The following is a 21,523-nucleotide window of genomic DNA, read 5'->3' as shown; positions in this document are numbered from 1 at the left end:
GTGTAGGGATCTGTGCGCGGGAGGTGGACGAGGTGACGGCCGTTCAAATGCTCTGTGGGCTCTGTATGGTGCTGTTTGCCGCGGAGCTGTTGACGAATGCCGTGGAGTGGCTCGGACTCACGCTGGGACTCGGCGAAGGTGCCGTCGGAAGCGTGCTCGCGGCGCTTGGCACGGCGCTGCCCGAGACGGCGGTGCCCGTGACGGCTCTTGTCCTGCGCGGGGGCCGCGAGGCCGAGCAGGTCGGCATCGGGGGCATCCTGGGAGCGCCCTTCCTCCTGGTGACCCTCGGCAGCCTCATGCTCGCGCTTTCTGCCGTGCTGTTGCGGACAGGCCGAGCTCGGCGCGAAATCGCGGTGTCCGCCGACGTGTTTGCGCGCGATCTCGTCTTTTTCACCATTGGATTTTCGCTCGCGCTCGTCCCAGCCATCTGGCCTGCCCGGCCCGTCCGTTTGGCGACGGCGTGTGCGCTCGTCGGCTCGTACGTGGCGTTTGTCGCCATGCACGTGCGCGCCGGGCGACAGGCGGGATCGGCCGCGAAACTTAAGCCTCTCTATCTTCAGCGCGGCGACGGCCGGCCGCACCTGACGTCTGTTCTCTTCCAGCTCGTCGCCGCGCTTGCGCTCGTGGTGTGCGGGGCGCATCTTTTGACCAAGGGTGTCGAAGTCCTCTCCGCGCGCGTGCAGTTGCCTGCCTTTCTCCTTTCGGCGCTCATTGTGCCCATCGCCACCGAACTCCCGGAGACGTTGAACAGCGTGGTGTGGATGCGGGAGGGGAAGGATGGCCTCGCGGTGGGCAATGTCACCGGAGCCATGGTCTTTCAGGGGACGCTTGTGCCGGCCATCGGCGTGATGTTCACCGACTGGACGTTTTCGCCGGCCGCTTGGTGGGCGGCCGCCTTGACGCTTGCCGCCGCGCTCCTCTTGATGGTCGCCAGTCGCCAGGCGCCGCACGTCCAGATTTGGCCGCTCCTTCTCGCCGCTTCCGGGTATTTCGCCTTTCCCCTCGTCGCGTTTCCCGCCAACGCGCTCTCCCCTCCCGCGCGGCTTGCGTTGATGCTGGTTCTCTTGGGCCTTGCGGTGCAGAGCGCCAGCATGTTGGTCCGGCGCCGCGCCGCGCGATGAAGGCCGCGGGTCGCACCCACGCCTCTTGTGCCCGTGGCCGGCCGCCTTACGCCTCTTGACGAAGCGCGTGAAAGACCTCTTCCAGCGCTTCGGCCGTCTCCTCGACGTCCTTGTCGCTGTGCACCGCGGAGACAAACCAGGCTTCGTACTTCGATGGCGCGATGAGAATGCCGCGATCGGACAACAGGTGGAAGAAGCGCGCGAAGCGCTGGCTGTCCGTTCGAGTGGCCGCGTCGTAGTCGCGGACGGGATCGCGCCCAAAATAGATGGTGAAGGCGCCGCCCACGCGATTGACGACGATATCGATGCCGGAAGCACGTGCCGCGCATTCGGCAGCGTCCACGAGGTACGCTGCGCGCCTGGCCATCTCGTCGTAGACGCGGGGATCGGCGAGCGCGCGCAAGCAGGCCATGCCCGTGCGCATGGAGAGCGGGTTGCCGGCCATGGTGCCCGCTTGGTACGCCGGTCCGAGAGGCGCCACTTGTTCCATCACATCCCGGCGACCGCCGTAGGCGCCGATGGGCAGGCCGCCGCCGATGATTTTTCCCAGAGCGTACAGATCTGGATGGACGCCGTAGAGTTGGGCCGCGCTCCCGTAATGAAAGCGAAACGCGGTGATGACCTCGTCGAAAATGACGAGGGCACCCACTTCGTGGCCGAGATCGATCACGTCCGCGAGGTAGCGGTCGTCCACGGGCGGCACGATGCCGAAGTTGCCGACAATGGGTTCGACCAAGATGGCCGCAAGTTCGTCCCCATGTGCGGCGAGCGCCTGTTTCAGGGCGGCGCGGTCGTTGAAGGGCACGGTCACGATTTCGCTCGCGACGTTGCGCGTGACGCCCGCGCTGTCGGGCACGCCGATCGACGACGGACCGCTTCCTGCCGCCACGAGCATGGCGTCGGAGTGCCCATGGTAGCATCCGGCGAATTTCAGCACCTTGGTGCGACCCGTGAACGCGCGCGCGACGCGAATGCAGGTCATCACGGCCTCCGTGCCTGAGTTGACGAATCGAATGCGCTCCAGGTCGGGAATGGCATTGCGCAACATCTCCGCGAACTCCACCTCATACGGCGTCGGCGTGCCGTACAGGACGCCATCGGTCGCCGCCTCTTGGATGGCGCGGGTGATCGCCGGATGCGCGTGGCCGAGGATGGAGGGCCCGTAGCCCGCGAGATAGTCGATGTAGCGATTCCCATCCGCGTCGAACAGGTACGGGCCCTCTCCGCGGACCATGACCACAGGCGTGCCGCCGCCGACGGATTTGTACGATCTCGACGGGCTATTCACGCCTCCGAGAATGACTTGCTGCGCTCGTGCGAACCAGATTTCGGATTGCCGTCGTTCCATGCCAAGTTCCTCCTCCGCGCACCATTGTTTCAACTCCGCGCCGCGGAGTCAATGTCTCCTCGGACGGATGAACGGCGCGCGCAGGGGGCATGGTAGGGAAAAAGCGTGGGGAGGAGACGGCATGCGGATGCCTGCGCTTGCGCTCGAGCGTCAACTGATGCAGCAGAGCGGGGGAACCCTGGTCCGCAGCGACGAGCTGCGCATTCTGTCTGGCGATGCTGTCCATTGGGTCGAGAAACCCCAGAACCCGAAACCGAGCCAACGGTGAGGTGTGCCACCACACCATGAGTTGAAGTGTCCGTTTGTGAAGCGCGCGGATGGGGGCGACGCGTTTCGCCCCGTTCCATCCCTGGCCGTCCGTCGCGCGGAGCATCACCGCTTTGGAGGCCCTGGAGACCGAGGTTTGGCATCATGGCGCAACTCGCTTGCGATGCCATGCCCGCACATTTGACACAGCCTTTCCGCCTTCCTTATAATTCGCCATAGCATCGTTTCGACGTTCATATCGCAAACGTAGATGAAGAAGCAGAGTACAAGCGGTTTGGGCTGTTCCAGAGAGAGTGCGCCGTGGCTGCAAGCGACTCCAGCCTGCGTTTGGAAAGACGGCTTCGGATACCGCGTGTGCCGCTTGGGCGGTGGACGTGCGTGGACGGCGCGTTAAGCCGAAGAGAGGGGCTTGCACATGTGCTGTGCAGGTTCAAGCAGGGTGGCACCGCGGAAGCGCTCTTTCGTCCCTGCCGATGGGCATCGGCATCGACGAAAGGGCGCTTTTTCGCGCGGAAGCATCGGGGCGTGAGGTGCCAAGCGACCTGGAAATGAGCGTGTATGGAAACGAGAGAATGAAGACGGCCGAATCCGTCGGCCGAAAAGGAGGGTTCGCCTGTGGAGATTCGGCGGCCAAGGGGCACGCAAGACATCTTGCCAGGCGCCGTAGAGGCCTGGCAGGCGCTCGAAGCTGTCGTCCGAGACGTGTTTGACCGCGCGAATTACGAGGAAATTCGCACGCCCATTTTTGAGCACACTGAACTGTTTGAGCGCGGCGTCGGGGAGACAACAGACATCGTATCGAAAGAAATGTACACCTTTCTCGATCGCGGCGGCCGCAGCGTCACGCTGCGCCCAGAGGGCACGGCCGGCGTCGTCCGGGCTTACGTGGAAAACAAGCTCTACGGGCAGGGCCAGTTGACCAAAGTGTACTATCTTGGCCCCATGTTCCGGTACGAAAAACCTCAGCGCGGGCGGTTGCGCCAGCTTCACCAGGTGGGGGTGGAGGTCCTCGGGTCTGAACTCCCGGCCATCGACGCCGAAGTCATTGAACTCGGTTACTCGCTTCTCAAGCGCCTCGGGATGCGCGACATGACCGTGGAGTTGAACTCCGTCGGTTGCAGCGTCTGCCGGCCTCGCCACCGCGAGAAGATGATCGAGCGCCTGCTTCCGCACAAGGACGAGCTCTGCGGCGACTGCCAGGTGCGCTTGGACAAGAATCCGCTCCGCCTCTTTGACTGCAAGAACGAATCGTGTCAACAGGTGCTGCGCGAGGCGCATGTCCCGTACATCGTGGACGAGCTGTGCGACGAATGCCGCAGCCACCTGCAGGCCGTCGAGGGATATTTGCGGGCGATGGACGTGCCGTATCGCCTGGAGAAGTCGCTGGTTCGCGGCCTCGACTACTATACGCGGACGGCGTGGGAGATCACGGTGCCTCACTTCTCCACGGTGCTCGGCGGCGGCCGGTACAACGGCCTGGTGGCAGAGCTCGGCGGGCCCGAGATCCCCGGCATCGGCTTTGCGGCCGGCATGGACCGCGTCATCCAGGTGCTTGAAGAGCAAGGGGTCTCCCTCGGCGCCAAAACGCCGCTCGACGCGTTCATTTGTGTCGCCGACGAGACCGCTGAGCACACGGCCATGGCCGTGCTCGCGTCGCTTCGCCGGCTCGGTGTGCGCTGCGATCGCGACTATCAAGGCCGCAGCCTCAAGTCCCAGTTCAAGCAGGCTGACCGGGCGCAGGCGCGATTTGCGGTCGTGATCGGCGAGAGTGAGCTCGCCAAGGGCGCTGCCACCGTCAAGCACCTGGCGACGGGTGAGCAGCGCGATGTGCCATTCGGACAGTTGGCGGATCGGATTCGCGAAGGAGGATGGTCGTAAGTGGTGGAGGAGAAGCAAATCGCGGCGTCGCGCTGGCGGACCCATTGGGTCGCGGATACGGTTCGTGTCGAACCGCAATCGGAGGTGCGCCTGGCCGGCTGGGTGCAGCGGCGGCGCGATCTCGGCAGTGTGGTGTTTGTCGACCTACGGGATCGCTCCGGCATCGTGCAGCTCGTGTTCGATCGCGGCCGCGGCACGTCCGAGGAGGCGATGGAGGTCGCCGACCGGCTGCGGAGCGAGTACGTCGTCGTCGTCGATGGAACGGTGGCAAAGCGCGATCCAGACACCGTCAATCCGAAGATTGAGACGGGTCAGATCGAAGTGGTCGTCAGGCACGCGCGCATCGAGAGTTCGGCGAAGACGCCGCCCTTTTACATCGAGGACGGCATTCAGGTCGAAGAACCGGTGCGGCTTCGCTACCGCTACCTGGATCTGCGCCGCCCCGAGATGCAGCGCATCTTCGCGCTTCGCCACCAGGCCATCCGCGCCTTCCGCAGGTACCTGGACGATCGCGGCTTTCTCGAGATCGAGACGCCGATGTTGACCAAGTCGACACCGGAGGGGGCGCGCGATTACCTGGTTCCGAGCCGTTTGCAGCCTGGGGAATTTTACGCACTTCCTCAGTCGCCGCAGATCTTCAAGCAGTTGCTCATGGTGGCCGGCTTTGAGCGGTATTACCAGGTGGCGCGGTGCTTCCGCGACGAGGACCTGCGGGCGGATCGGCAACCGGAATTTACGCAGCTCGACATCGAGACCTCGTTTCTCCCGAAGGAGGAGCTCATGTCGATGATGGAGGAGATGATGGCCTCCGTCTTCAAGGAAGTCGCGGGCATCGACGTGCCTCGGCCCTTCTTGCGCCTCCCATACCAAGAAGCGATGGACAAATACGGATCGGACAAGCCGGACCTTCGTTTCGGCATGGAGATGGCCGATCTCGCCGATCTGTTCGAAGGCACGAGTTTCCGGGTCTTCGCGGACGTCTTGGAAAAAGGCGGCGTGATTCGGGCGCTCGTCGCGCCAGGATGTGCCTCGTACAGCCGCAAGCAGACGGACGATCTCGTCGCGTTCGTCAAGCCGTATGGGCTCGGCGGTCTCGCGTACGTCGCGGTGCAAGAGGATGGGTTTAAGTCGTCCATCGCGAAGTTCTTCACGGACGACATCTTCCGCCGCATCGCGGAACGCGCGGGCGCCAAACCCGGGGACCTGGTGTTGATTGGTGCAGGGCCGCGTGACACGGTGCTCCCGGCGCTGGGTGCGCTCCGGCTGCACCTTGGGGCGGAGCTTGGGCTCATCGACGAGTCCCAATTTCGCTTCGCATGGGTGACCGATTTTCCGCTTCTCTCCTGGGGCGAAGAGGAAAAGCGCTGGGTGGCGGAGCACCACCCATTCACCATGCCGCGGGAGGAGGACATCCCGCTCCTGGATACGGATCCAGGCCGCGTGCGGGCACAGGCGTACGACATGGTCCTGAACGGCTACGAGATTGGCGGCGGGTCGATGCGCATTTACCGCCGCGACGTGCAGGAGAAGATGTTTGCGGCGCTCGGTTTTTCACCGGAAGAGGCGCAGGAGAAGTTTGGCTTCCTGCTCAATGCGTTTGAGTATGGCACGCCGCCGCACGGGGGCATTGCGTTCGGGCTGGACCGCATCATCATGTTGCTGACCGGGGCAAAGTCGCTTCGCGACGTGATCGCGTTTCCGAAGACGGCGAGCGGCACAGATCTCATGGTGGATGCGCCGAGCGAAGTCTCCGAGGCACAGCTTGAGGTGCTTCACCTGCGGGTGCGAAAAACGAAAGACTGACCGTTGGGCGCGGCTCCATGAGCCGCGCCTTTTGTGACGTGGCGCTGCAGGGATGGCCGAGTCGCTTGTGGAATACGAGTGAAAGAGAGGTGCGTGATGGGGCGACCGCCTGGACGAGACACGGCGGACGCGCGCGAAAAGGGGGACGCGAACCTGATGTTCTGCCTGCACGATTGGCTTCGTCAGCATGCCATGGAACGGCCTGATCACGAAGCGGTGCGTTTTCTCGGACACACGCTCACGTATCGCGAACTGGACGCCTATGCATCGGCCTTCGCGCTGATGTTACAGGATCTTGGACTCGCGCAAGGCGATGTCATCGCCCTCTACATGCCCAATCTGCCTCACTTTCTCATCGCGAAGTTTGGCGCCGAACGCCTGGGCGTGGCCGTGTCTCCGGTGAGCCCGCTCGCCAAGGCGTGGGAGCTCGAGTATCAGCTGCAGGATGTCGGAGCTAAGGCCGTCATCTGTGATGAGCAACTCCTGGACGTCGCAGGCGCGGTCTGCGAAAAGTTGGGCGTTTTGCACCTCTTGACGGCTTCTGCGTCTGACTTTTCGAACCCTTCCGGAGCGCCCGCGGGTGCGTCGGTCACGCGGGCCGAAGGGCGCCCGTTGCTTCCGCTTCTCAGCGCTCGGCTGGGGCGCGACATCGCGGTGCGGATCAACCCGAACGACACGAGCCTCATCATGTACACGTCCGGTTCGACCGGCATGCCCAAAGGTGCGATGCTCACGTATGCGAATGCGGCCTACAAAGCCAACGCCGTGGTCCAAGCGTCGGGGATGACGGCGGCGGATGTGGTGCTCGGGGTCATGCCGCTTTGCCACATCGCTGGTCTCCTTATGGGGGCGTGTGCGACCGTTCGAGCTGGCGCCACCCTGGTTTTGTTTCCGAAATTCGACGCAGAGTGGGTCATGGAGGCGATTCAGCGCCATCGCGTCACACTGATGTACACCATCACGCCGATGAACCTCGCCATCCTTCAACATCCGAAGGCGGGCGCGACGGATTTTTCGAGTCTGCGCCTCAACCCGTGTACGAGCTTCGGTGTTCCTGTGACGGATCGCGTCGCAGCCGATTGGAAAGCGCTTACGGGCGCGCTTCTGTACGAGGCCGCCTACGGGCTGACCGAGACCCACACGGCGGACACGCAAATGCCGCTTCACGCCATCCGTTACGGGACACACGGGAAGCCGATTCCAGGTACGCAGATTCGCATCGCGCCGCTGGATGATCCCACTGGCGAGCTCGGGCCTGGCGAAGAGGGCGAGATCTGGATTCGGAGTCCGGGCGTCATGAAGGGGTATCTCCACCGAGACGACGCGACACGCGAGGCGATTCAGAATGGCTTCTTGCGCACCGGCGACATCGGGCTGATGGACGACGAAGGATACCTCGTCTTTCGAGGGCGAAAGAAAGAGATGATCAAGTGCTCGGGATACAGCGTCTTCCCTGAGGAAGTCGAGCACTGGCTGGCTCGCCACGAGGCCATCCGCCAGGTGGCGGTCATCGGGGTGCCGGACCCGCAAAAAGGGGAGGTCGTGAAGGCGTTTGTCGTCTTGGAGCCGTCGCACATCGGGCGGGTGACCGAGGCGGACATCATCGCCTGGAGCCGCGATCGCCTGGCACATTACAAGTGTCCGCGCCACGTCGAGTTTCGCGAGTCGCTGCCGGCGACAGGGACCGGCAAAATCATGCGCCGGGTCCTGGCCGAAGAAGAGGCTGCAAAGCGCACGGGAGCGCGATAGGGTCCGCGCGAATGTCGCAGGCGGCCGGCACGGCGCGCCAAACGTGGCCGCTGCCGGGCGACGAGATCGCGCTTTCGATGTGGGCGGGCACCCGCGGGATGTGCTGCCGTGAAGTGCGGCTGCATCCGGCGCGATGGGCCGTGTCCCATGAGGTCACGGTCAAGCGGCCTCGACACGCTCGTGGACTGTGGCTCTGATCACCCTCTGGTCTCCGCTTGAAGCAAGGGGTCTGCGAACGCGGCGGACCCCTCCCCCACCTTTTCCTCCGGGCGTAAAGCATGTATAATCGTTAAAAGTTGAGTGGACGACTAGGAATTGAGCAGCAGAGCAGCAGCCTTGTGAGGCGAACACAGATGGATTTGTTTTCACTTGCTTCGGAACACGAAGCAGAGCGCGAAGCGCCGCTTGCCTATCGCATGCGGCCGAGATCGCTCGACGAGATGGTGGGGCACGAGAAACTCGTCGGGCGAAACGGCGTGCTGCGCAAGATGATCGAGCGGGATCGGTTGATGTCGATCATCCTCTATGGACCGCCTGGGACGGGCAAAACCACCATCGCCGAGGTCATCGCCCGCCAGACCAAGGCGCGGTTCATCCCTTTGAATGCGGTCACCTCGGGCATTGCGGACGTGCGCAAGGCGGTGGATGCGGCCCGCGAGGAGCGGGATCTGTACGGGAGGCGGACGGTCGTCTTTTTGGACGAGATCCATCGGTTCAACAAGAGCCAGCAAAACGCGCTCCTGCCGCACGTGGAGGCCGGGTTGATCTCGCTCGTCGGCGCCACGACAGAGAACCCGTACTTCGACGTGAACGCCGCCTTGCTGTCGCGATCGCACGTGTTTCGGCTCGAACCGCTTTCGCCGGAGGACGTCGGGCGGCTCCTCGACATGGCTGTCGCGGACGAGGAGCGCGGCCTCGGCCGCATGCGCGTCAAGCTGGACGAAAACGCGCGGAGGATCCTCATTCAACAGGCGCGCGGAGACGCCCGGCGCGCTCTGAACCTGCTTGAGCTTGCGGCGTTTGCCGCGAGGGTGGGCCCCGACGGCGAGACGGAAATTGGCGCGGAAGAAGTGGAAGTGGCGCTCGAGGCGTCGGGTGGGCCGCGCTATGACCGCGCAGGGGACGACCATTACGACACCATCTCGGCGTTCATCAAGTCCGTGCGCGGATCGGACGTGAACGCGGCGATGCTGTGGCTCGCCAAGATGCTGGCGGGAGGCGAGGATCCCGCCTTCATCGCGCGAAGGCTCATGATCCTCGCCGCGGAAGACGTCGGCATGGCGGATCCCAACGCGCTTTGCATCGCCGTGAGCGGTTGGCAGGCGGCGATGGCCATCGGGATGCCCGAGGCGCGCATCGTGCTCGCGGAGGTCACCGCGTACCTTGCGAAGGCGCCGAAGTCGAACCACGCCTACAGGGCCATCAATCTGGCGATGGAGGATGTCCGGGCCGGGTTGCCGCTCGAGGTGCCGCTTCACCTTCGGAGCACGGCCTACCAGGGCGCGAAGGCCCTGGGCCACGGGGAAGGCTACCTGTATCCGCACGATTATCCGGGTCATTACGTCGAGCAAAACTATTGGCCCGTCGGCGTCGAGCCGCGCGTGTACTACCGGGAAGGAGACGATGACCATGAAGATCTCGACGAAGGGGCGCTACGGCCTGATGCTTCTGGTGGATCTCGCGGAGCAGCAGAGCCATGAGCCCATTTCGCTGAAATCGATCGCGGAGCGCAACAACTTGTCCGAACACTATCTCGAGCAGCTCATCGCTCCGCTTCGCAACGGCGGCTTCGTTCGGAGCATTCGGGGAGCCTACGGTGGATACGTGCTCGCGCGGCATCCACGGGAGATTGTCATTGAGGACGTACTTCTCGCCCTCGAGGGGCCCATCACCATCGTCGACGAAGACGTCGACGATGGCCTTCAGGCGCTGTGGGACAGGCTGCGAAGCGCCATCCATGACGTCCTGTCGTCCATGACCCTGCAGGATCTCGTCGAGCTGCGCCAGGGGTCGTCTCAAGGCTACATGTACTACATTTGACGCTCGCGGGGTGTCAGCGATGATTTACTTGGATAATGCGGCGACCACGCCCATGCACCCAAAGGCCCGCGAGGCGATGGAGCGCCACCTGTCCGAGGTCTACGGCAATCCCTCGAGCCTGCACCGCGCCGGTCGCGAGGCGCGCCATGCCGTCGAGGAGGCGCGCCGCTTTTTCGCCGATTGGCTCTCCGCTTCCCCGCGCGAGCTCGCCTTCACGAGCGGTGGCACCGAGGCGAACAACCTCGCCCTGTACGGCGCCTACTTGGCGCAGGCGCCGCGCCGAACCCACGTCGTGGCAACCGCCGTCGAACACCACGCCGTGCTCGAGGCACTCGAGCGCTTGCGCCTGTTCGGCGCCGATGTGACGCTCGTGCCCGTAGACAGGGAGGCGCGAGTGGATCCCGACGATGTCGTCCGCGCACTCCGTCCAGACACGGCCCTTGTGAGCGTGATGCTGGTCAACAACGAGGTGGGCACCGTGCAGCCCGTGGCGGAGATCGCGCGGCGCGTCAAGGAAGTCGATCCCGCCATTCTCGTGCACAGCGACATGGTGCAGGCGCTTCCCATGCTCCGGCTCTCCCTTGCCTCCCTGGGGGTGGACCTCGCCTCGTTTTCAGCCCACAAGGTCCACGGTCCGAAGGGCGTGGGCCTCTTCTACGTTCGATCCGGCACGCCTTTTGTGGCGCTTGCCGCAGGGGGCCAACAGGAGCACCGGCGGAGAGCAGGCACTGAGCCTGTGGCGGCGATCGTCGGGTTTCACGTGGCGATGGCCGAGATCGCAGCGAACTTTGACGCCCATCGAGCCCACGTCGAGGCGCTTTGCGATGCGTTTTGGCGCGGGGTCGAGTCCCTCGAAGGGGTGTATCGCAACAGCCCGCGCGATGCGGTTGGCTCCATCTTGAACGTGGGTTTTCGCGGGATTCGCAACGATGTCCTGCTGATGCGCCTCGATCTCGAGGGGATCGCTGCCAGTGCGGGTGCGGCATGCACGGCCGGCACGCTCGAGCCCAGCCATGTGCTCCGCGCCATGGGATGCGAGCAGGAAGCGCGCGAATCCGTCCGCTTCAGTTTCGCTTGGCAAAACACCATGGAAGAGATTGAGAAGGCGGTAGGCATCGTGTCGAATGTCGTCGCTTCTCTGCGATCACGTTTCACAAATTCGTGACATTTGTCCCGCCTGACCGAGGTTCTTTTCCTGTTTTTGCATTGCAATGCGCTATGGATAGGCGTAGCATGGGTCACGGAATCTCGGTGGATAGATATTTCGAAACCTGAAATTTGGTTTTGGCTTCATTTTCCGTGGTTAGACTGTTGGCAGGTTTCGAAATTTCATCCAGAGAGATGGGGCGTGCCGCAATGCGCCTTCCAAGGGCGAGAAGGGAGGACCTACGTCATGCGGTGTCCGAGTTGCACGAGCCGAGACGTCGGTAAAATCGGTGCCAACCAATACTATTGCTGGAACTGCTTCGCCGAGTTCAACGTATCGGGCGATGAGGTCCGGATTTACGAAGTTGCGGAGGACGGGTCGCTCATCGTTGTGGACCAGGCCAATCATGCGGACGTCGAATTTGGCACAGGGGCTTAAGTTCGGCCTGTCCCAGGCGTTTCGAGAGACATAAGAAGACATAGGGCGGTTGAGCGAAAGGAGCGGCGCGTGGCGTCGCTCCTTTCGCATGGAATGCGCATGGGCTGAAGTGGCGCGGGCGAAAAATCCGCCGGAATGAAAATAATGGATGGCCGATCTGCATATACTCTGCGGTAGACCCTTGTCCGGCTCTGCCGCAGAGGGAGGAGATGGCCTTGCCAACGGGGCGCTATGCCCGCGCCATGATGTCCATTGCCCTGACGCTTTTGTGCCTCTACCTCGCGGGGCTTTTGCGCAGTTTGTTCCTGGACATCTGGGGCGTACTGTCGAGCCTATTTTACACGTTTCTGGCATCCCTCATCATCACGTACATCTTGCAGCCGGCCGTGGACATCCTTCACCGACGTCGGGTGCCTCGTTCTGCAGCCATTCTCATTGTGTACGCCGTGATCGCCGCCGTGCTGGCCGTCGTCGTGTTGAATCTGATTCCCGTGATTTCTCGGCAAATCGCGCAGCTTTCGAGCAGCCTGCCCGCGATCACGGCCGAGGTCAGCCGGTGGATCGACATGGTCAACAGCCGCAAGACCTACCTGCCCAACGCCTTGCGGACGGGCATCGAAAACGCGCTGAATCAGCTCGAGCATCGCGTGGAAGTGGCGCCGACGGGCCTGTTTTCCGTGGTAACGAGCACGCTCAATGCCATTTTTATGGCGTTCGTCGTCCCGTTTCTCGTGTTTTACATGTTGAAAGATGCCAAGGCCATTGGGCGCGGGTTGGTGCGAATGGCGCCCGCCAACTCCAAGCATCGCGTGCGGCTTGTCTTGCGAGCCATCGATGAGACGCTAGGCGGCTATGTGCGCGGTCAATTCCTCATTATGTTGGCCGTCGGGGTCTTGTCGTTTATTGGCTATCTCATCATCCGCCTGCCGTACGCGCTTGTTCTCGCGGCGTTCCTCGGCTTTGCCGACATCATCCCGTATCTCGGGCCGATCATCGGCATCGCGCCGGCGGTCGTCATCGCGCTGACCACCTCGGGGTGGCCGATGCTTGTCAAAGTCGTGATCGTGAATATCGCGGTTCAGCAAATTGAGGGCAATATCCTGTCTCCGCAGATCATGGGGCGGACGCTTCACCTCCACCCGATGGCCATCGTGGCGGCGCTCATCGTGGGGGGCGAAGCCGGGGGAATCCTTGGGCTCATCTTGGCGGTGCCTGCCCTCGCGGTGATCAAGGTGGTGTGGAGCGAGTGGAGAAGGGCTCGCGACCCGGTGGCGCCCAAGGGGTGAAGCGATGCGGCCCACGACGTCCGTCTTCGGTGCCTCCTTCGACTTAGCTAGTCCCAAGGGCCGCGTGATCCGCGGCCAGGACCAGCGTTGGCGATGGGACCAAGCGATCACGACGGGGAGCGAAGGTCTTCGGTGTGGAACTGCGACTCCCATTCATTGGATTTCAACCACTGGTAGAGCTCCGGGTCCCTGAAGTACAACGTTTGATGCCCGACTCGATACGAGATGACGCCAGGGACGTCGTGGATGACCTCGGATAGCGCGTGGCCAGCGCCCGACACGTAAAAGGCAGGTTGAATGGTCATCTCCTCGCCGGCGGACAGCCGCACCACAAGTTCAGCAGGGCCAATGTTCGCATTCGTCACGATGCGCGTTTCAGGTTGAGGGACTTGAAACGCGACCGGCTGTGCCCGCGAGAGCCACGTCGCAATCTCGGAGACGACATCCGCTTCTCGGTTGGGCGCAAACCATCTCGCCGCGAGGCCCGCGATGATATAGACCTGTTGAATTTCCGTTGCGGGCGGGATTTGCACCTTCTGCGCCGTCACCTTCTTCACGGCGGGTGAACCGCCGGTTTGCTCGCTGAGCGGGAACAAAAGCGCCAGTATCGAACTGGCCGCGATGAGCCACATGCGCATGTTCATCCCCCCATCCGATTGACGCGAAGCGGCCTCAAGTTGTTACACCCGATGAGTCGCCTCGGGCGAGGAACCTGTTCCCGCGCGTGACAGGGTGTTGGTACCCGCATCCCCCTTGACGCGGTACATCTCGTCGAGGTCTCCCCAATGGCCAACCCCCGGCTCGTCAAAGGCGGCTTCTGTTCGGTCGCACGGTTTACGGCTGTTCGGGGAGCCACTGCGGTCGAATTCGAACGCAGAACAGCGCAGCTGTGACGATCGCGCCAATGAAACATGCCGATGCGACAAAGAGCGTCGGAATCGCGAGCCATTGAAGCAAAGCGCCATCCATAGCGTACGACACAGGACCAAGAATCATGGAGGCGGTCCACAGCACGGACATGACGGCCCCAAGGCTCGGCCCGCGAAACCAGACTTGGATGAGGGAGATGGACTGAATATTCACCCAAGTAAATGCCATCATGCTGAGCGCCATGAAGCAAGCGGTCCACGCGACGTGAGGAAGGACGGGGATGACAAGCCAAAAGAACGTGCCTGCGTAGAGTCCGTACAGCAAGTGATATACAGTGAGCCGGTAGCGCCTGGTCATCATGAGCAGAAACGCGCCTGCGACAGATCCCGCGGCTTCGCACCCGACCATGAGCGCGTACGTCGACGCGTTGCCGTGCAGAGCGGAGCGAACAAACAGCGGAATGCCCACACCCGTAGGCCCGATATACCCAATGTTGATGCCCAGGGTCAGGCCGAGCAGGATGAGAAAATCGGGCCGGCGCCAGAAGGCGCTGGAGGGTTTCGCCTCCTCGGATTCCGTCTCCGCAGACGAGGTTGTTCCTCCATGATCTGCGACGTGATCGCCATGCTCCCCGTGGGCTCCGATACCGAGAGCCTCCTCCTGTTGCTCAGGGCGGGCGTGCTTTTGATTTCGCGGTAACACAGCACTGGTGAATACGTACAAGGCAGCGACACATGAAAACGACGTCCAATAGGACATTTTGGCCGCGATGGGCGACAGAACGAAGCTCAGCAGCATGCGCCCGATTTGGTTGGTGCTTTGAATCAGGGTGTTGGCTTGCTGCCAAGATTCCTCAGGCAACATCTGCGGGACCGCCGTCCCGATGGCCGGGAAATACACGCCTTCCGTGAATGCCATCAGGAGCACAAACGGCAAAAGTGCCCACAGGCGGGGGAACGAGAAGGAAAAGCACGTGACGAGGCCTACGGCGCAAACGGCCGCCACAATCGAGGCCACGCGCATGACAGAGAGGGCCGGTCGCTTGGTGTTGAACCACGAGGCCGACGCCGCGCCAAGGATCCTTGGAACAGACGTCGCGGCCATGAGATACCCGTACCATTCTGACGAATGAACCAGGTGAAGGTACATCCAGGGCAGGACGATGGACATGATTTGGCCTGCAAACACGCGAGCGGTCTCCGATGCCCACAGGGCCCGAAAAGGCGGCGGGGGCACATACAGCATGGTCATCCGCAACAGATTCACCGTCTTTCAATCCAACGTTTGTGGTAGGCATACACGCTTCGCGAGCGATAGCAGCCATCTTGTTGCAGCGACGATGATGTGGAAGCGCGGCCGAGGGTCTCGCTCCGGAGCTAGGAACGTAGGGAGGTCAAGCCAAGCACGCCTTCAAGAGAACCGATATCCATAGATATACGACAAGCGGGTATCTTTTCCTGCCGCAAGTTGTGTCGATGTCAAGTGGGCACAAGGGCGGAGATCCAGAAGCGCATGCTCGCGGTGTGTATCACGGTTGGTGGACGGGCGTTCACCAAAAAAAGAAATTCGGTACAGATCGGGTGGATGGGGGCACACGGTGGCATGACCGACTTCCCATGCGGTCCCCCCTGCGACAACTTGACACGCCGCGCCCTGATGCGCATTGACAGGCCTTGGCCCGCCCGATACAATCAAAAATCGACGACAAAGCGATGCGGAAGACAAGTAGAACCGGCGCGCCTTGCTCAGAGAGGGTGGCCTATGGCTGCGAGCTGCCCCAAGGCAACCGGTTCGAAGCCACTTCCAAGCGCGTGTGGCAAAGCACGCCGGGTGTGCCCGTTACAGCGCCAGAGGCGACAGGCTCGCATGAGCCTGTAAGCAGGGTGGTACCGCGGGAAACTCCCGTCCCTGATGGTGGGGCGGGGGTTTTTCGTGCAAAAGGACACAGCCGAAGTGCGATGCGCCGGAGGAGGATAGGGAGCATGAAATCGCTCACTGGACAAGAAATTCGCCGCGCGTTTAAAGCGTTTTTCGCCGAGCGCGGCCACATGGTACTGCCGAGCTTCCCGCTCGTTCCGAAGGACGATCCGACACTGCTCTGGATCAACGCGGGCATGGCGCCGCTGAAGCCGTACTTCGATGGTCGCGAGATTCCCGAAGTGCCGCGCATCGTCGATGCCCAGAAGTGCATTCGCACGAATGACATCGAAGAAGTGGGACACACGGCGCGGCATCAGACGTTCTTTGAAATGCTCGGCAACTTCTCATTTGGCGACTACTTCAAGCTCGAGGCCATCACCTGGGCTTGGGAGTTTCTCACGGGTGTCTTGGAACTTGATCCTGAGCGCATCTCCGTCACCATTCACGAGGAGGACGACGAGGCGTTCGAGGTCTGGCATCGCCGCGTCGGCCTGCCCGAGTCCCGCATTTACCGCGGCAAGGAGGACAACTTCTGGGAGATCGGCGAAGGGCCTTGCGGTCCGTGTTCGGAAATCTTTTACGATCGCGGCGAGGCCTACGGCTGCGGCTCCCCCGACTGCAAGCCGGGCTGCGACTGCGATCGGTTTCTCGAAATTTGGAACCTCGTCTTCACGCAGTTCAATAAAAACGCTGACGGATCGTACTCGCCGCTCCCCAAGAAAAATATCGACACGGGCTCGGGCCTGGAACGCTTGGCGAGCATCCTGCAGGACGTCTCGAACAACTTTGAGACGGATCTGTTCCGGCCGATTATCGATCGCGCCGCTGAACTCGCGGGGCGCCCGTACGGTCGATCGGCTGAGGACGACGTCCACCTGAAGATTATTGCCGATCACGTCCGCACGGTGACGTTCGCCATCGGCGACGGCGTGCTTCCTTCGAATGAGGGCCGCGGGTACATCATCCGCCGCCTCCTGCGCCGTGCGGTGCGCAGCGGCCGCAAGCTCGGCGTCGAACGGCCGTTCTTGTACGAACTCGTGGGCGTGGTGGACCGCATCATGGGCGACGACTACCCCGAGGTGCGCGAAAAGCGCGCGCTCATCGAGCGGGTTGTCCGGACCGAGGAGGAGCGGTTCTTGCAGACGCTCGCCGCGGGCGAGGAGCTTTTGAACCGCATGATCGACGAGCTGAAGGCGCGCGGCGAGACCGTGCTGGCGGGCGAAGCGGCGTTCCGGCTGTACGACACCTATGGCTTCCCCATCGATCTCACCGTCGAGATCGCCCGCGAATCGGGGTTGACGGTGGACCGAGACGGATTCGAGCGCGAGCTCGAGGAACAGCGCTCGCGGGCCCGCGAGGCGCGCCAGGTGGCGGAGGGCATGCAGAGCCAGCGCGGGGCGCTCGAGACGTTCACCGAGCCGTCGCGCTTCGTCGGCTACGACGAGTTGACCGTGGACGCGAGCATCGTCGGCCTGTTCAAGGACGGGGATCGCGTCGACGGGCTTGCCATCGGCGAGGAGGGGCAGGTCATCCTCGATGTCACGCCGTTTTACGCAGAGAGCGGCGGACAGGTGGCCGATCGCGGCGAGATCGTCGGCGAGAACGGCAAGGCGGAGGTGCTCGACGTTCAGAAGGCGCCGCATGGCCAGCACGTCATGCGGGTGCGCGTCGTCGACGGTTCGCTGCTTCAGGGCGACAGCGTGCGCGCGCACGTGGACGAGGCGTTCCGGCGCGACATCGTGAAAAACCACACGGCCACGCACCTCTTGCACAAGGCGCTGCGCGACGTCCTGGGGACGCACGTGGCCCAGGCCGGATCGCTCGTGGAGCCGGAGCGTTTGCGGTTTGACTTCTCTCACTTCGGGCCGCTCACGGATGAGGAACTGGCCGAGGTGGAGCGGCGCGTCAACGACGAGATCTGGCGCGATCACGCCGTGAGGATTCGCGAGATGGACTTGGACGAGGCGAAGGCGCTTGGCGCGATGGCGCTGTTCGGCGAGAAGTACGGCCAGCGCGTGCGCGTGGTCGAGGCGGGCGAGAGCATCGAGCTCTGCGGCGGTTGCCATGTGCCTAGGACGGGCGTCATTGGCCAATTCCTCATCACGTCGGAGACCGGGATCGCGAGCGGCACGCGGCGCATCGAGGCGGTCACGGGTCGTTACGCGTATCAGGTGGCGCGGGAGCGCCAGGAGCGGCTGCGCCAGGTGGCGGATGCGTTGAAGACGAACGTGACCACGGTGGTGGAGCGCGCGCAGCGCGTGGTGCAGGAGGTACGCGAGCTGGAGCGGGAACTCGAGTCGGCCAAGGCGCGCCTGGCGCACGCGCGCGTGGAGGAGCTCGTGGCGAGTGTCGAGACGGTGGCCGGGATCCCGGTCATTCGCGCCGCGCTGTCCGATCTCGACATGGACGGGCTGCGGCAGCTGGTCGACGAAGTGAAGGCTCGCGTCGACTCGGTCGTCGTGGTGCTAGGTTCCGCCTACCGCGGGAAGGTGCAGTTTGTGGCGTACGTGTCGAAGGATTGGCAGGCGCGCGGGCTGCATGCGGGCGAGATCGTCAAACAGGTGGCCGCGGTGACAGGCGGCGGTGGCGGTGGACGGCCGGACTTGGCGCAGGCGGGCGGACGCGATGCGAGCAAGCTTGGCGAGGCCGTGCAGAAGGTCGGAGAGATTCTGAAGCAGGTCGCAGGAAATCAGGCGCACTGACTCGAAAGTAAGGGACGAGCGACTTTTTGGCGTCTGCAGACGCCCGAGCGAGGTGCGGGCAGTGGGACAAGATTTTGACAGCACGATGCGGTTTGCGTCGAAGTCAGGGAATCCCGAGGTGCGGCGCGCGTTTCAAGTTGCATACCGCGCCCTCAAGGAAAAGGGGTACAATCCCGTGTATCAAATTGCCGGGTACCTCATTTCGGGCGATCCGGCTTACATCACGAGTCATATGGATGCGCGCAATACCATCCGGCGCATCGAGCGAGACGACCTCATCGAGGAGCTCGTGCGGGCGTATGCCGCACTGTACGGCGATGCGAACGATGGCGATTGACTTCGGCGAGCGGCGCATCGGCGTCGCCTTGTCGGATCCCTTGGGCATCATCGCACAGCCGTACGGCGTGATTGTGCGCCAGTCGGACCGGCAGGCAGCGGACGACGTGGCGGCTGTGGCTCGCAGGGAAGAGGTGGGGCGGATCGTCGTGGGACGGCCGCTGCACATGTCGGGCCAGCCGTCCGACATGACGGCGCGCGCGGAGAAATTCGCGCGCCTGCTGGCCGCGCGGACAGGCTTGCCGGTGGATTTGTACGACGAGCGGCTGACCACGGTGAGCGCGGAGCGCGCGCTCATCGAGCAGAATGTGAGGCGCAGGGAGCGCAAGGCCGCCGTGGACGCCGCCGCGGCACAGGTCTTGCTGGAGGACTATCTCAAGTCGCGCCGGCAGGCGGATGGCGCGAGCTCGGAGCCGGAAGGGAATCCGGACGTTGGAAGGTGACAATATGTCGAACCAGCCATCAAGCGCGAGGCGCGGCCTGTGGATAGGGCTTGCGGCCTTGGCGCTTGTGGTCGTGGGCGTGTTGAGTTTCGGCGCGTGGTTTCGCGGTGCCCTCCGGCCGGTGTCCGCTCGGGCCCCGTTCGTTCGGTTCGAAGTCAAACCCGGGGATACGGTGGCGACGGTGGCGCTCCGGCTGAAAGCGATGGGCCTGGTGCGCAGCGCCACCGCGTTTCGGCTGTACGGGCGTCTGCACGGGCAAAGGCCCATTTTGGCCGGCACGTACGCGGTCTCGGCGGATGAGTCGGCGGCCCAAATCTACGAACAGATGACGACGGGCGAGACGGTGCCTGACGTGGTCAACGTCACCATTCCGCCGGGATATGACATCGTGGACATCGCGGCGCGGCTCGCACAGGATGGCGTGTGCAGCGAAGCCGCCTTTCTCAAGGCGGTTCAGGCCAACGACTACCATCAGGCGTTCCTGAAGCAACTTGCGGGGCGGCGCGATGTTCGCTATCGACTTGAGGGTTACCTGTTTCCCGATACGTACCAGTTTTACAGAAATGAAAACCCGGTCGACGTGGTGAACGAGATGCTGAACGATTTTGCGGCGCGCGTATTGACGCCGGAAAACGAGGCGGCGATGCGCAAGGACCAACTCACGCTGAACGAGGCCATCACGGAGGCTTCGCTCGTGGAAAATGAGGCCGAGGTCGCGTCCGAGCGGCCGCTCATTGCGAGCGTGATCGACAACCGGATGAAGCTCGGCATGCGGCTGCAAATCGACGCCACGGTCGACTACGCCATCGGCCGGCACCTGACGGTCGTCACCGATGCGGACATCATGGATGCCAAGAACCCGTACAACACGTACCTGTACAACGGCTTGCCGCCTGGGCCCATCTGCAGCCCAAGCTTGGCAAGCATTGAAGCGGTGCTTCATCCTGCGCACACCAAGTACCTTTACTACGTGGCCAAGGGCAATGGCACGGGAGAGCACTACTTCGCGGAAACCTACAGCCAACAATTGCACAACGAGATGCTGCGCGAGCAGAATCTGAAGCACAGGGCCGATGCCACAAGCGGGCATTAGGCCCTGGCTGTTTTTAGGTTGTCTTTGTCGTGGTGTCGCGCGTTTGCTATGATAGGCGCATGAAGAGGAAGAAACTTCTGGGCGTGTTTCGGCAAATTCGAGCTGATGTTCGCCGCACGTGGGCGGACTGGACGCACTGGGTGCCGCGCGCGGTCGCCGCGTTGGCCATCTTGGTGGTTTTCCTTCCGCTCGCGCACGGACCGCTCGTCATCCGCCTGTACTACGAATCGATGGTGCTCGCCGAGGCCGCGGTGGTGCTGGTGCTGACGGGACGGGCGGGGCACCGCCTGGCCCCGTACGTGAGTATTGCGGCGATGCTCGCGTGCTTGGGGCTTCTGTTCGCGGGAGACACGCCTCCGAATCACGCGACCGATTTGCTCTGGCCCGTTTTGGGGTACGTCGCCGCGGTTTTGCGCCCCCGCGACGTGGCGAACACGGTACTTTACATCATTCTCGGGCTAAGTCTCGTCCTGACGACGCGTCTTACCCCGATGGAGGCGGCCATCGCGGGGTTTGCCATCGTCATGCTGTACTTCGGGGTGCGCGCGACGCGGCTGCTCGCGGAATCCAGGCGCGGCGAGCAGGGGTGGAAGCGCCTCGGCGCTCTCGGCTGGCGACTCGCCGTTCTGGACGCGGAAAGCACGCTGCGCTGCACGAATGACGGGGCTTCGTTGGCCGACGACATCCGCAGGATAGCGAAAACATGTGTTCCAGGTGCCTCCTGCCACGTCGGCGATGTCTCCTCCTGTTCCGCGCAGGAACGGTCGCTGCTCCTTGCACTGCTGCGCTTGGTGTGTGCGACACTGGCTCGGATGGAGGAGCAACCGGACCGCGTCGCCGTGCGCGTGGACGCCGGGTGTCTCTGCGTGCAGGTGGGGTACGGTCGCGGCCACCCGGATCCTGCGCGACTCGCGGACGCCTTCCTCTGGCTGAGCGCGTGGGAGGGCAGCGTCGCCCTCGAACAAGAAGACGCGTCGTGTGCCATCGTCCGCGTCCCCTTGTGCGAACCGGACGCCTTGAAGTGACCCTGGTTGCGGTCGATCCGTCACCGTCTTTTTCCCCGCAAATGGCAGTTTTATTGT

19 protein-coding genes and 1 other annotated feature are annotated in these 21,523 nt (G+C 63.2%); of the genes, 16 read left to right on the top strand and 3 right to left on the bottom strand.

Annotated elements, in window-relative coordinates:
• Positions 1 to 32 precede the first annotated feature (32 nt).
• Positions 33 to 1,121, top strand: a complete 1,089-nt coding sequence (locus tag BW934_RS03900; protein WP_076345284.1) for a sodium:calcium antiporter — start codon at positions 33 to 35, stop codon at positions 1,119 to 1,121.
• 46 nt (positions 1,122 to 1,167) lie between these two features.
• On the opposite strand, the gene BW934_RS03895 is transcribed toward BW934_RS03900, so the two are convergent.
• A complete protein-coding gene (locus tag BW934_RS03895) occupies positions 1,168 to 2,469 on the bottom strand; it encodes a glutamate-1-semialdehyde 2,1-aminomutase (protein ID WP_076345282.1) in 1,302 nt (433 codons plus the stop codon).
• Positions 2,470 to 2,590: 121 nt separating this feature from the next.
• Between BW934_RS03895 and BW934_RS14955 the strand changes: the two genes are divergently transcribed.
• The 10 genes from BW934_RS14955 to BW934_RS03850 all read left to right on the top strand — a co-directional run bounded on the left by BW934_RS14955 (position 2,591) and on the right by BW934_RS03850 (position 13,077).
• Positions 2,591 to 2,737, top strand: a complete 147-nt coding sequence (locus tag BW934_RS14955; protein ID WP_159437294.1) for a hypothetical protein — start codon at positions 2,591 to 2,593, stop codon at positions 2,735 to 2,737.
• A 614-nt stretch (positions 2,738 to 3,351) separates the two neighbouring features.
• A complete protein-coding gene (gene hisS, locus BW934_RS03890) occupies positions 3,352 to 4,614 on the top strand; it encodes a histidine--tRNA ligase (RefSeq protein WP_076345280.1) in 1,263 nt (420 codons plus the stop codon).
• Positions 4,615 to 6,417, top strand: a complete 1,803-nt coding sequence (gene aspS, locus BW934_RS03885) for an aspartate--tRNA ligase (protein ID WP_076345278.1) — start codon at positions 4,615 to 4,617, stop codon at positions 6,415 to 6,417.
• Positions 6,418 to 6,513: 96 nt separating this feature from the next.
• Entirely contained in the window at positions 6,514 to 8,166 is a 1,653-nt protein-coding gene (locus BW934_RS03880; RefSeq protein WP_234969534.1) for a class I adenylate-forming enzyme family protein, read from the top strand.
• Between the two features lie 11 nt (positions 8,167 to 8,177).
• On the top strand, positions 8,178 to 8,363 hold the full coding sequence (locus BW934_RS03875; protein ID WP_076345277.1) for a hypothetical protein: 186 nt from the start codon (positions 8,178 to 8,180) through the stop codon (positions 8,361 to 8,363).
• A 156-nt stretch (positions 8,364 to 8,519) separates the two neighbouring features.
• Positions 8,520 to 9,866 carry a replication-associated recombination protein A gene (locus tag BW934_RS03870; RefSeq protein ID WP_076345275.1) on the top strand — a complete coding sequence of 449 codons (1,347 nt, stop codon included), beginning with the start codon at positions 8,520 to 8,522 and terminating at the stop codon, positions 9,864 to 9,866.
• Positions 9,796 to 10,206, top strand: coding sequence for a cysteine metabolism transcriptional regulator CymR (gene cymR, locus BW934_RS03865; RefSeq protein ID WP_076345273.1), 411 nt, complete (start codon positions 9,796 to 9,798; stop codon positions 10,204 to 10,206). The genes BW934_RS03870 and cymR overlap by 71 nt, the downstream gene beginning before the upstream one ends.
• A 19-nt stretch (positions 10,207 to 10,225) precedes the next feature.
• The gene (locus BW934_RS03860) at positions 10,226 to 11,371 is read left to right on the top strand and encodes a cysteine desulfurase family protein (protein ID WP_076345271.1); all 1,146 of its coding nucleotides are present in this window, start codon (positions 10,226 to 10,228) and stop codon (positions 11,369 to 11,371) included.
• A gap of 228 nt (positions 11,372 to 11,599) precedes the next feature.
• A complete protein-coding gene (locus BW934_RS03855) occupies positions 11,600 to 11,791 on the top strand; it encodes a hypothetical protein (protein WP_076345269.1) in 192 nt (63 codons plus the stop codon).
• A 215-nt stretch (positions 11,792 to 12,006) separates the two neighbouring features.
• On the top strand, positions 12,007 to 13,077 hold the full coding sequence (locus BW934_RS03850) for an AI-2E family transporter (protein WP_084182461.1): 1,071 nt from the start codon (positions 12,007 to 12,009) through the stop codon (positions 13,075 to 13,077).
• 107 nt (positions 13,078 to 13,184) lie between these two features.
• Here the strand turns inward: BW934_RS03850 and BW934_RS03845 are convergent, their stop codons facing one another.
• Together BW934_RS03845 and BW934_RS03840 are read right to left on the bottom strand one after the other, a co-directional pair.
• The gene (locus BW934_RS03845) at positions 13,185 to 13,715 is read right to left on the bottom strand and encodes a hypothetical protein (RefSeq protein WP_084182459.1); all 531 of its coding nucleotides are present in this window, start codon (positions 13,713 to 13,715) and stop codon (positions 13,185 to 13,187) included.
• Between the two features lie 196 nt (positions 13,716 to 13,911).
• On the bottom strand, positions 13,912 to 15,213 hold the full coding sequence (locus tag BW934_RS03840; RefSeq protein WP_076345265.1) for an MFS transporter: 1,302 nt from the start codon (positions 15,211 to 15,213) through the stop codon (positions 13,912 to 13,914).
• A 437-nt stretch (positions 15,214 to 15,650) separates the two neighbouring features.
• Positions 15,651 to 15,860, top strand: a binding site (T-box leader).
• A 69-nt stretch (positions 15,861 to 15,929) separates the two neighbouring features.
• Between BW934_RS03840 and alaS the strand changes: the two genes are divergently transcribed.
• The 5 genes from alaS to BW934_RS03815 all read left to right on the top strand — a co-directional run bounded on the left by alaS (position 15,930) and on the right by BW934_RS03815 (position 21,466).
• On the top strand, positions 15,930 to 18,569 hold the full coding sequence (alaS, locus tag BW934_RS03835) for an alanine--tRNA ligase (RefSeq protein WP_076345263.1): 2,640 nt from the start codon (positions 15,930 to 15,932) through the stop codon (positions 18,567 to 18,569).
• Between the two features lie 61 nt (positions 18,570 to 18,630).
• Positions 18,631 to 18,906 carry an IreB family regulatory phosphoprotein gene (locus BW934_RS03830; protein ID WP_076345261.1) on the top strand — a complete coding sequence of 92 codons (276 nt, stop codon included), beginning with the start codon at positions 18,631 to 18,633 and terminating at the stop codon, positions 18,904 to 18,906.
• A complete protein-coding gene (ruvX, locus tag BW934_RS03825; protein ID WP_076345414.1) occupies positions 18,896 to 19,348 on the top strand; it encodes a Holliday junction resolvase RuvX in 453 nt (150 codons plus the stop codon). The genes BW934_RS03830 and ruvX overlap by 11 nt, the downstream gene beginning before the upstream one ends.
• Positions 19,349 to 19,352: 4 nt before the next feature.
• A complete protein-coding gene (gene mltG / locus BW934_RS03820) occupies positions 19,353 to 20,441 on the top strand; it encodes an endolytic transglycosylase MltG (RefSeq protein ID WP_076345259.1) in 1,089 nt (362 codons plus the stop codon).
• Between the two features lie 59 nt (positions 20,442 to 20,500).
• Positions 20,501 to 21,466 (top strand): hypothetical protein, encoded by a 966-nt coding sequence (locus BW934_RS03815; RefSeq protein WP_076345257.1) that lies wholly within the window; start codon positions 20,501 to 20,503, stop codon positions 21,464 to 21,466.
• Positions 21,467 to 21,523: the final 57 nt, after the last annotated feature.

The organism is Alicyclobacillus vulcanalis (assembly GCF_900156755.1).
Classification (GTDB): domain Bacteria; phylum Bacillota; class Bacilli; order Alicyclobacillales; family Alicyclobacillaceae; genus Alicyclobacillus; species Alicyclobacillus vulcanalis.
Note: the sequence above shows the minus strand (reverse complement) of the source record. Positions and strands in the feature narration are given on the sequence as shown.

Coding starts and splice junctions, on each gene's coding strand:
- BW934_RS03860 (WP_076345271.1), top strand. CDS start 10,226: ATGATTTACTTGGATAATGCGGCGACCACGCCCATGCACCCAAAGGCC.
- BW934_RS14955 (WP_159437294.1), top strand. CDS start 2,591: ATGCGGATGCCTGCGCTTGCGCTCGAGCGTCAACTGATGCAGCAGAGC.
- BW934_RS03895 (WP_076345282.1), bottom strand. CDS start 2,469: ATGGAACGACGGCAATCCGAAATCTGGTTCGCACGAGCGCAGCAAGTC.
- BW934_RS03845 (WP_084182459.1), bottom strand. CDS start 13,715: ATGCGCATGTGGCTCATCGCGGCCAGTTCGATACTGGCGCTTTTGTTC.
- cymR (WP_076345273.1), top strand. CDS start 9,796: ATGAAGATCTCGACGAAGGGGCGCTACGGCCTGATGCTTCTGGTGGAT.
- BW934_RS03815 (WP_076345257.1), top strand. CDS start 20,501: ATGAAGAGGAAGAAACTTCTGGGCGTGTTTCGGCAAATTCGAGCTGAT.
- alaS (WP_076345263.1), top strand. CDS start 15,930: ATGAAATCGCTCACTGGACAAGAAATTCGCCGCGCGTTTAAAGCGTTT.
- mltG (WP_076345259.1), top strand. CDS start 19,353: ATGTCGAACCAGCCATCAAGCGCGAGGCGCGGCCTGTGGATAGGGCTT.
- BW934_RS03870 (WP_076345275.1), top strand. CDS start 8,520: ATGGATTTGTTTTCACTTGCTTCGGAACACGAAGCAGAGCGCGAAGCG.
- ruvX (WP_076345414.1), top strand. CDS start 18,896: ATGGCGATTGACTTCGGCGAGCGGCGCATCGGCGTCGCCTTGTCGGAT.
- BW934_RS03875 (WP_076345277.1), top strand. CDS start 8,178: ATGTCGCAGGCGGCCGGCACGGCGCGCCAAACGTGGCCGCTGCCGGGC.
- BW934_RS03880 (WP_234969534.1), top strand. CDS start 6,514: ATGGGGCGACCGCCTGGACGAGACACGGCGGACGCGCGCGAAAAGGGG.
- BW934_RS03855 (WP_076345269.1), top strand. CDS start 11,600: ATGCGGTGTCCGAGTTGCACGAGCCGAGACGTCGGTAAAATCGGTGCC.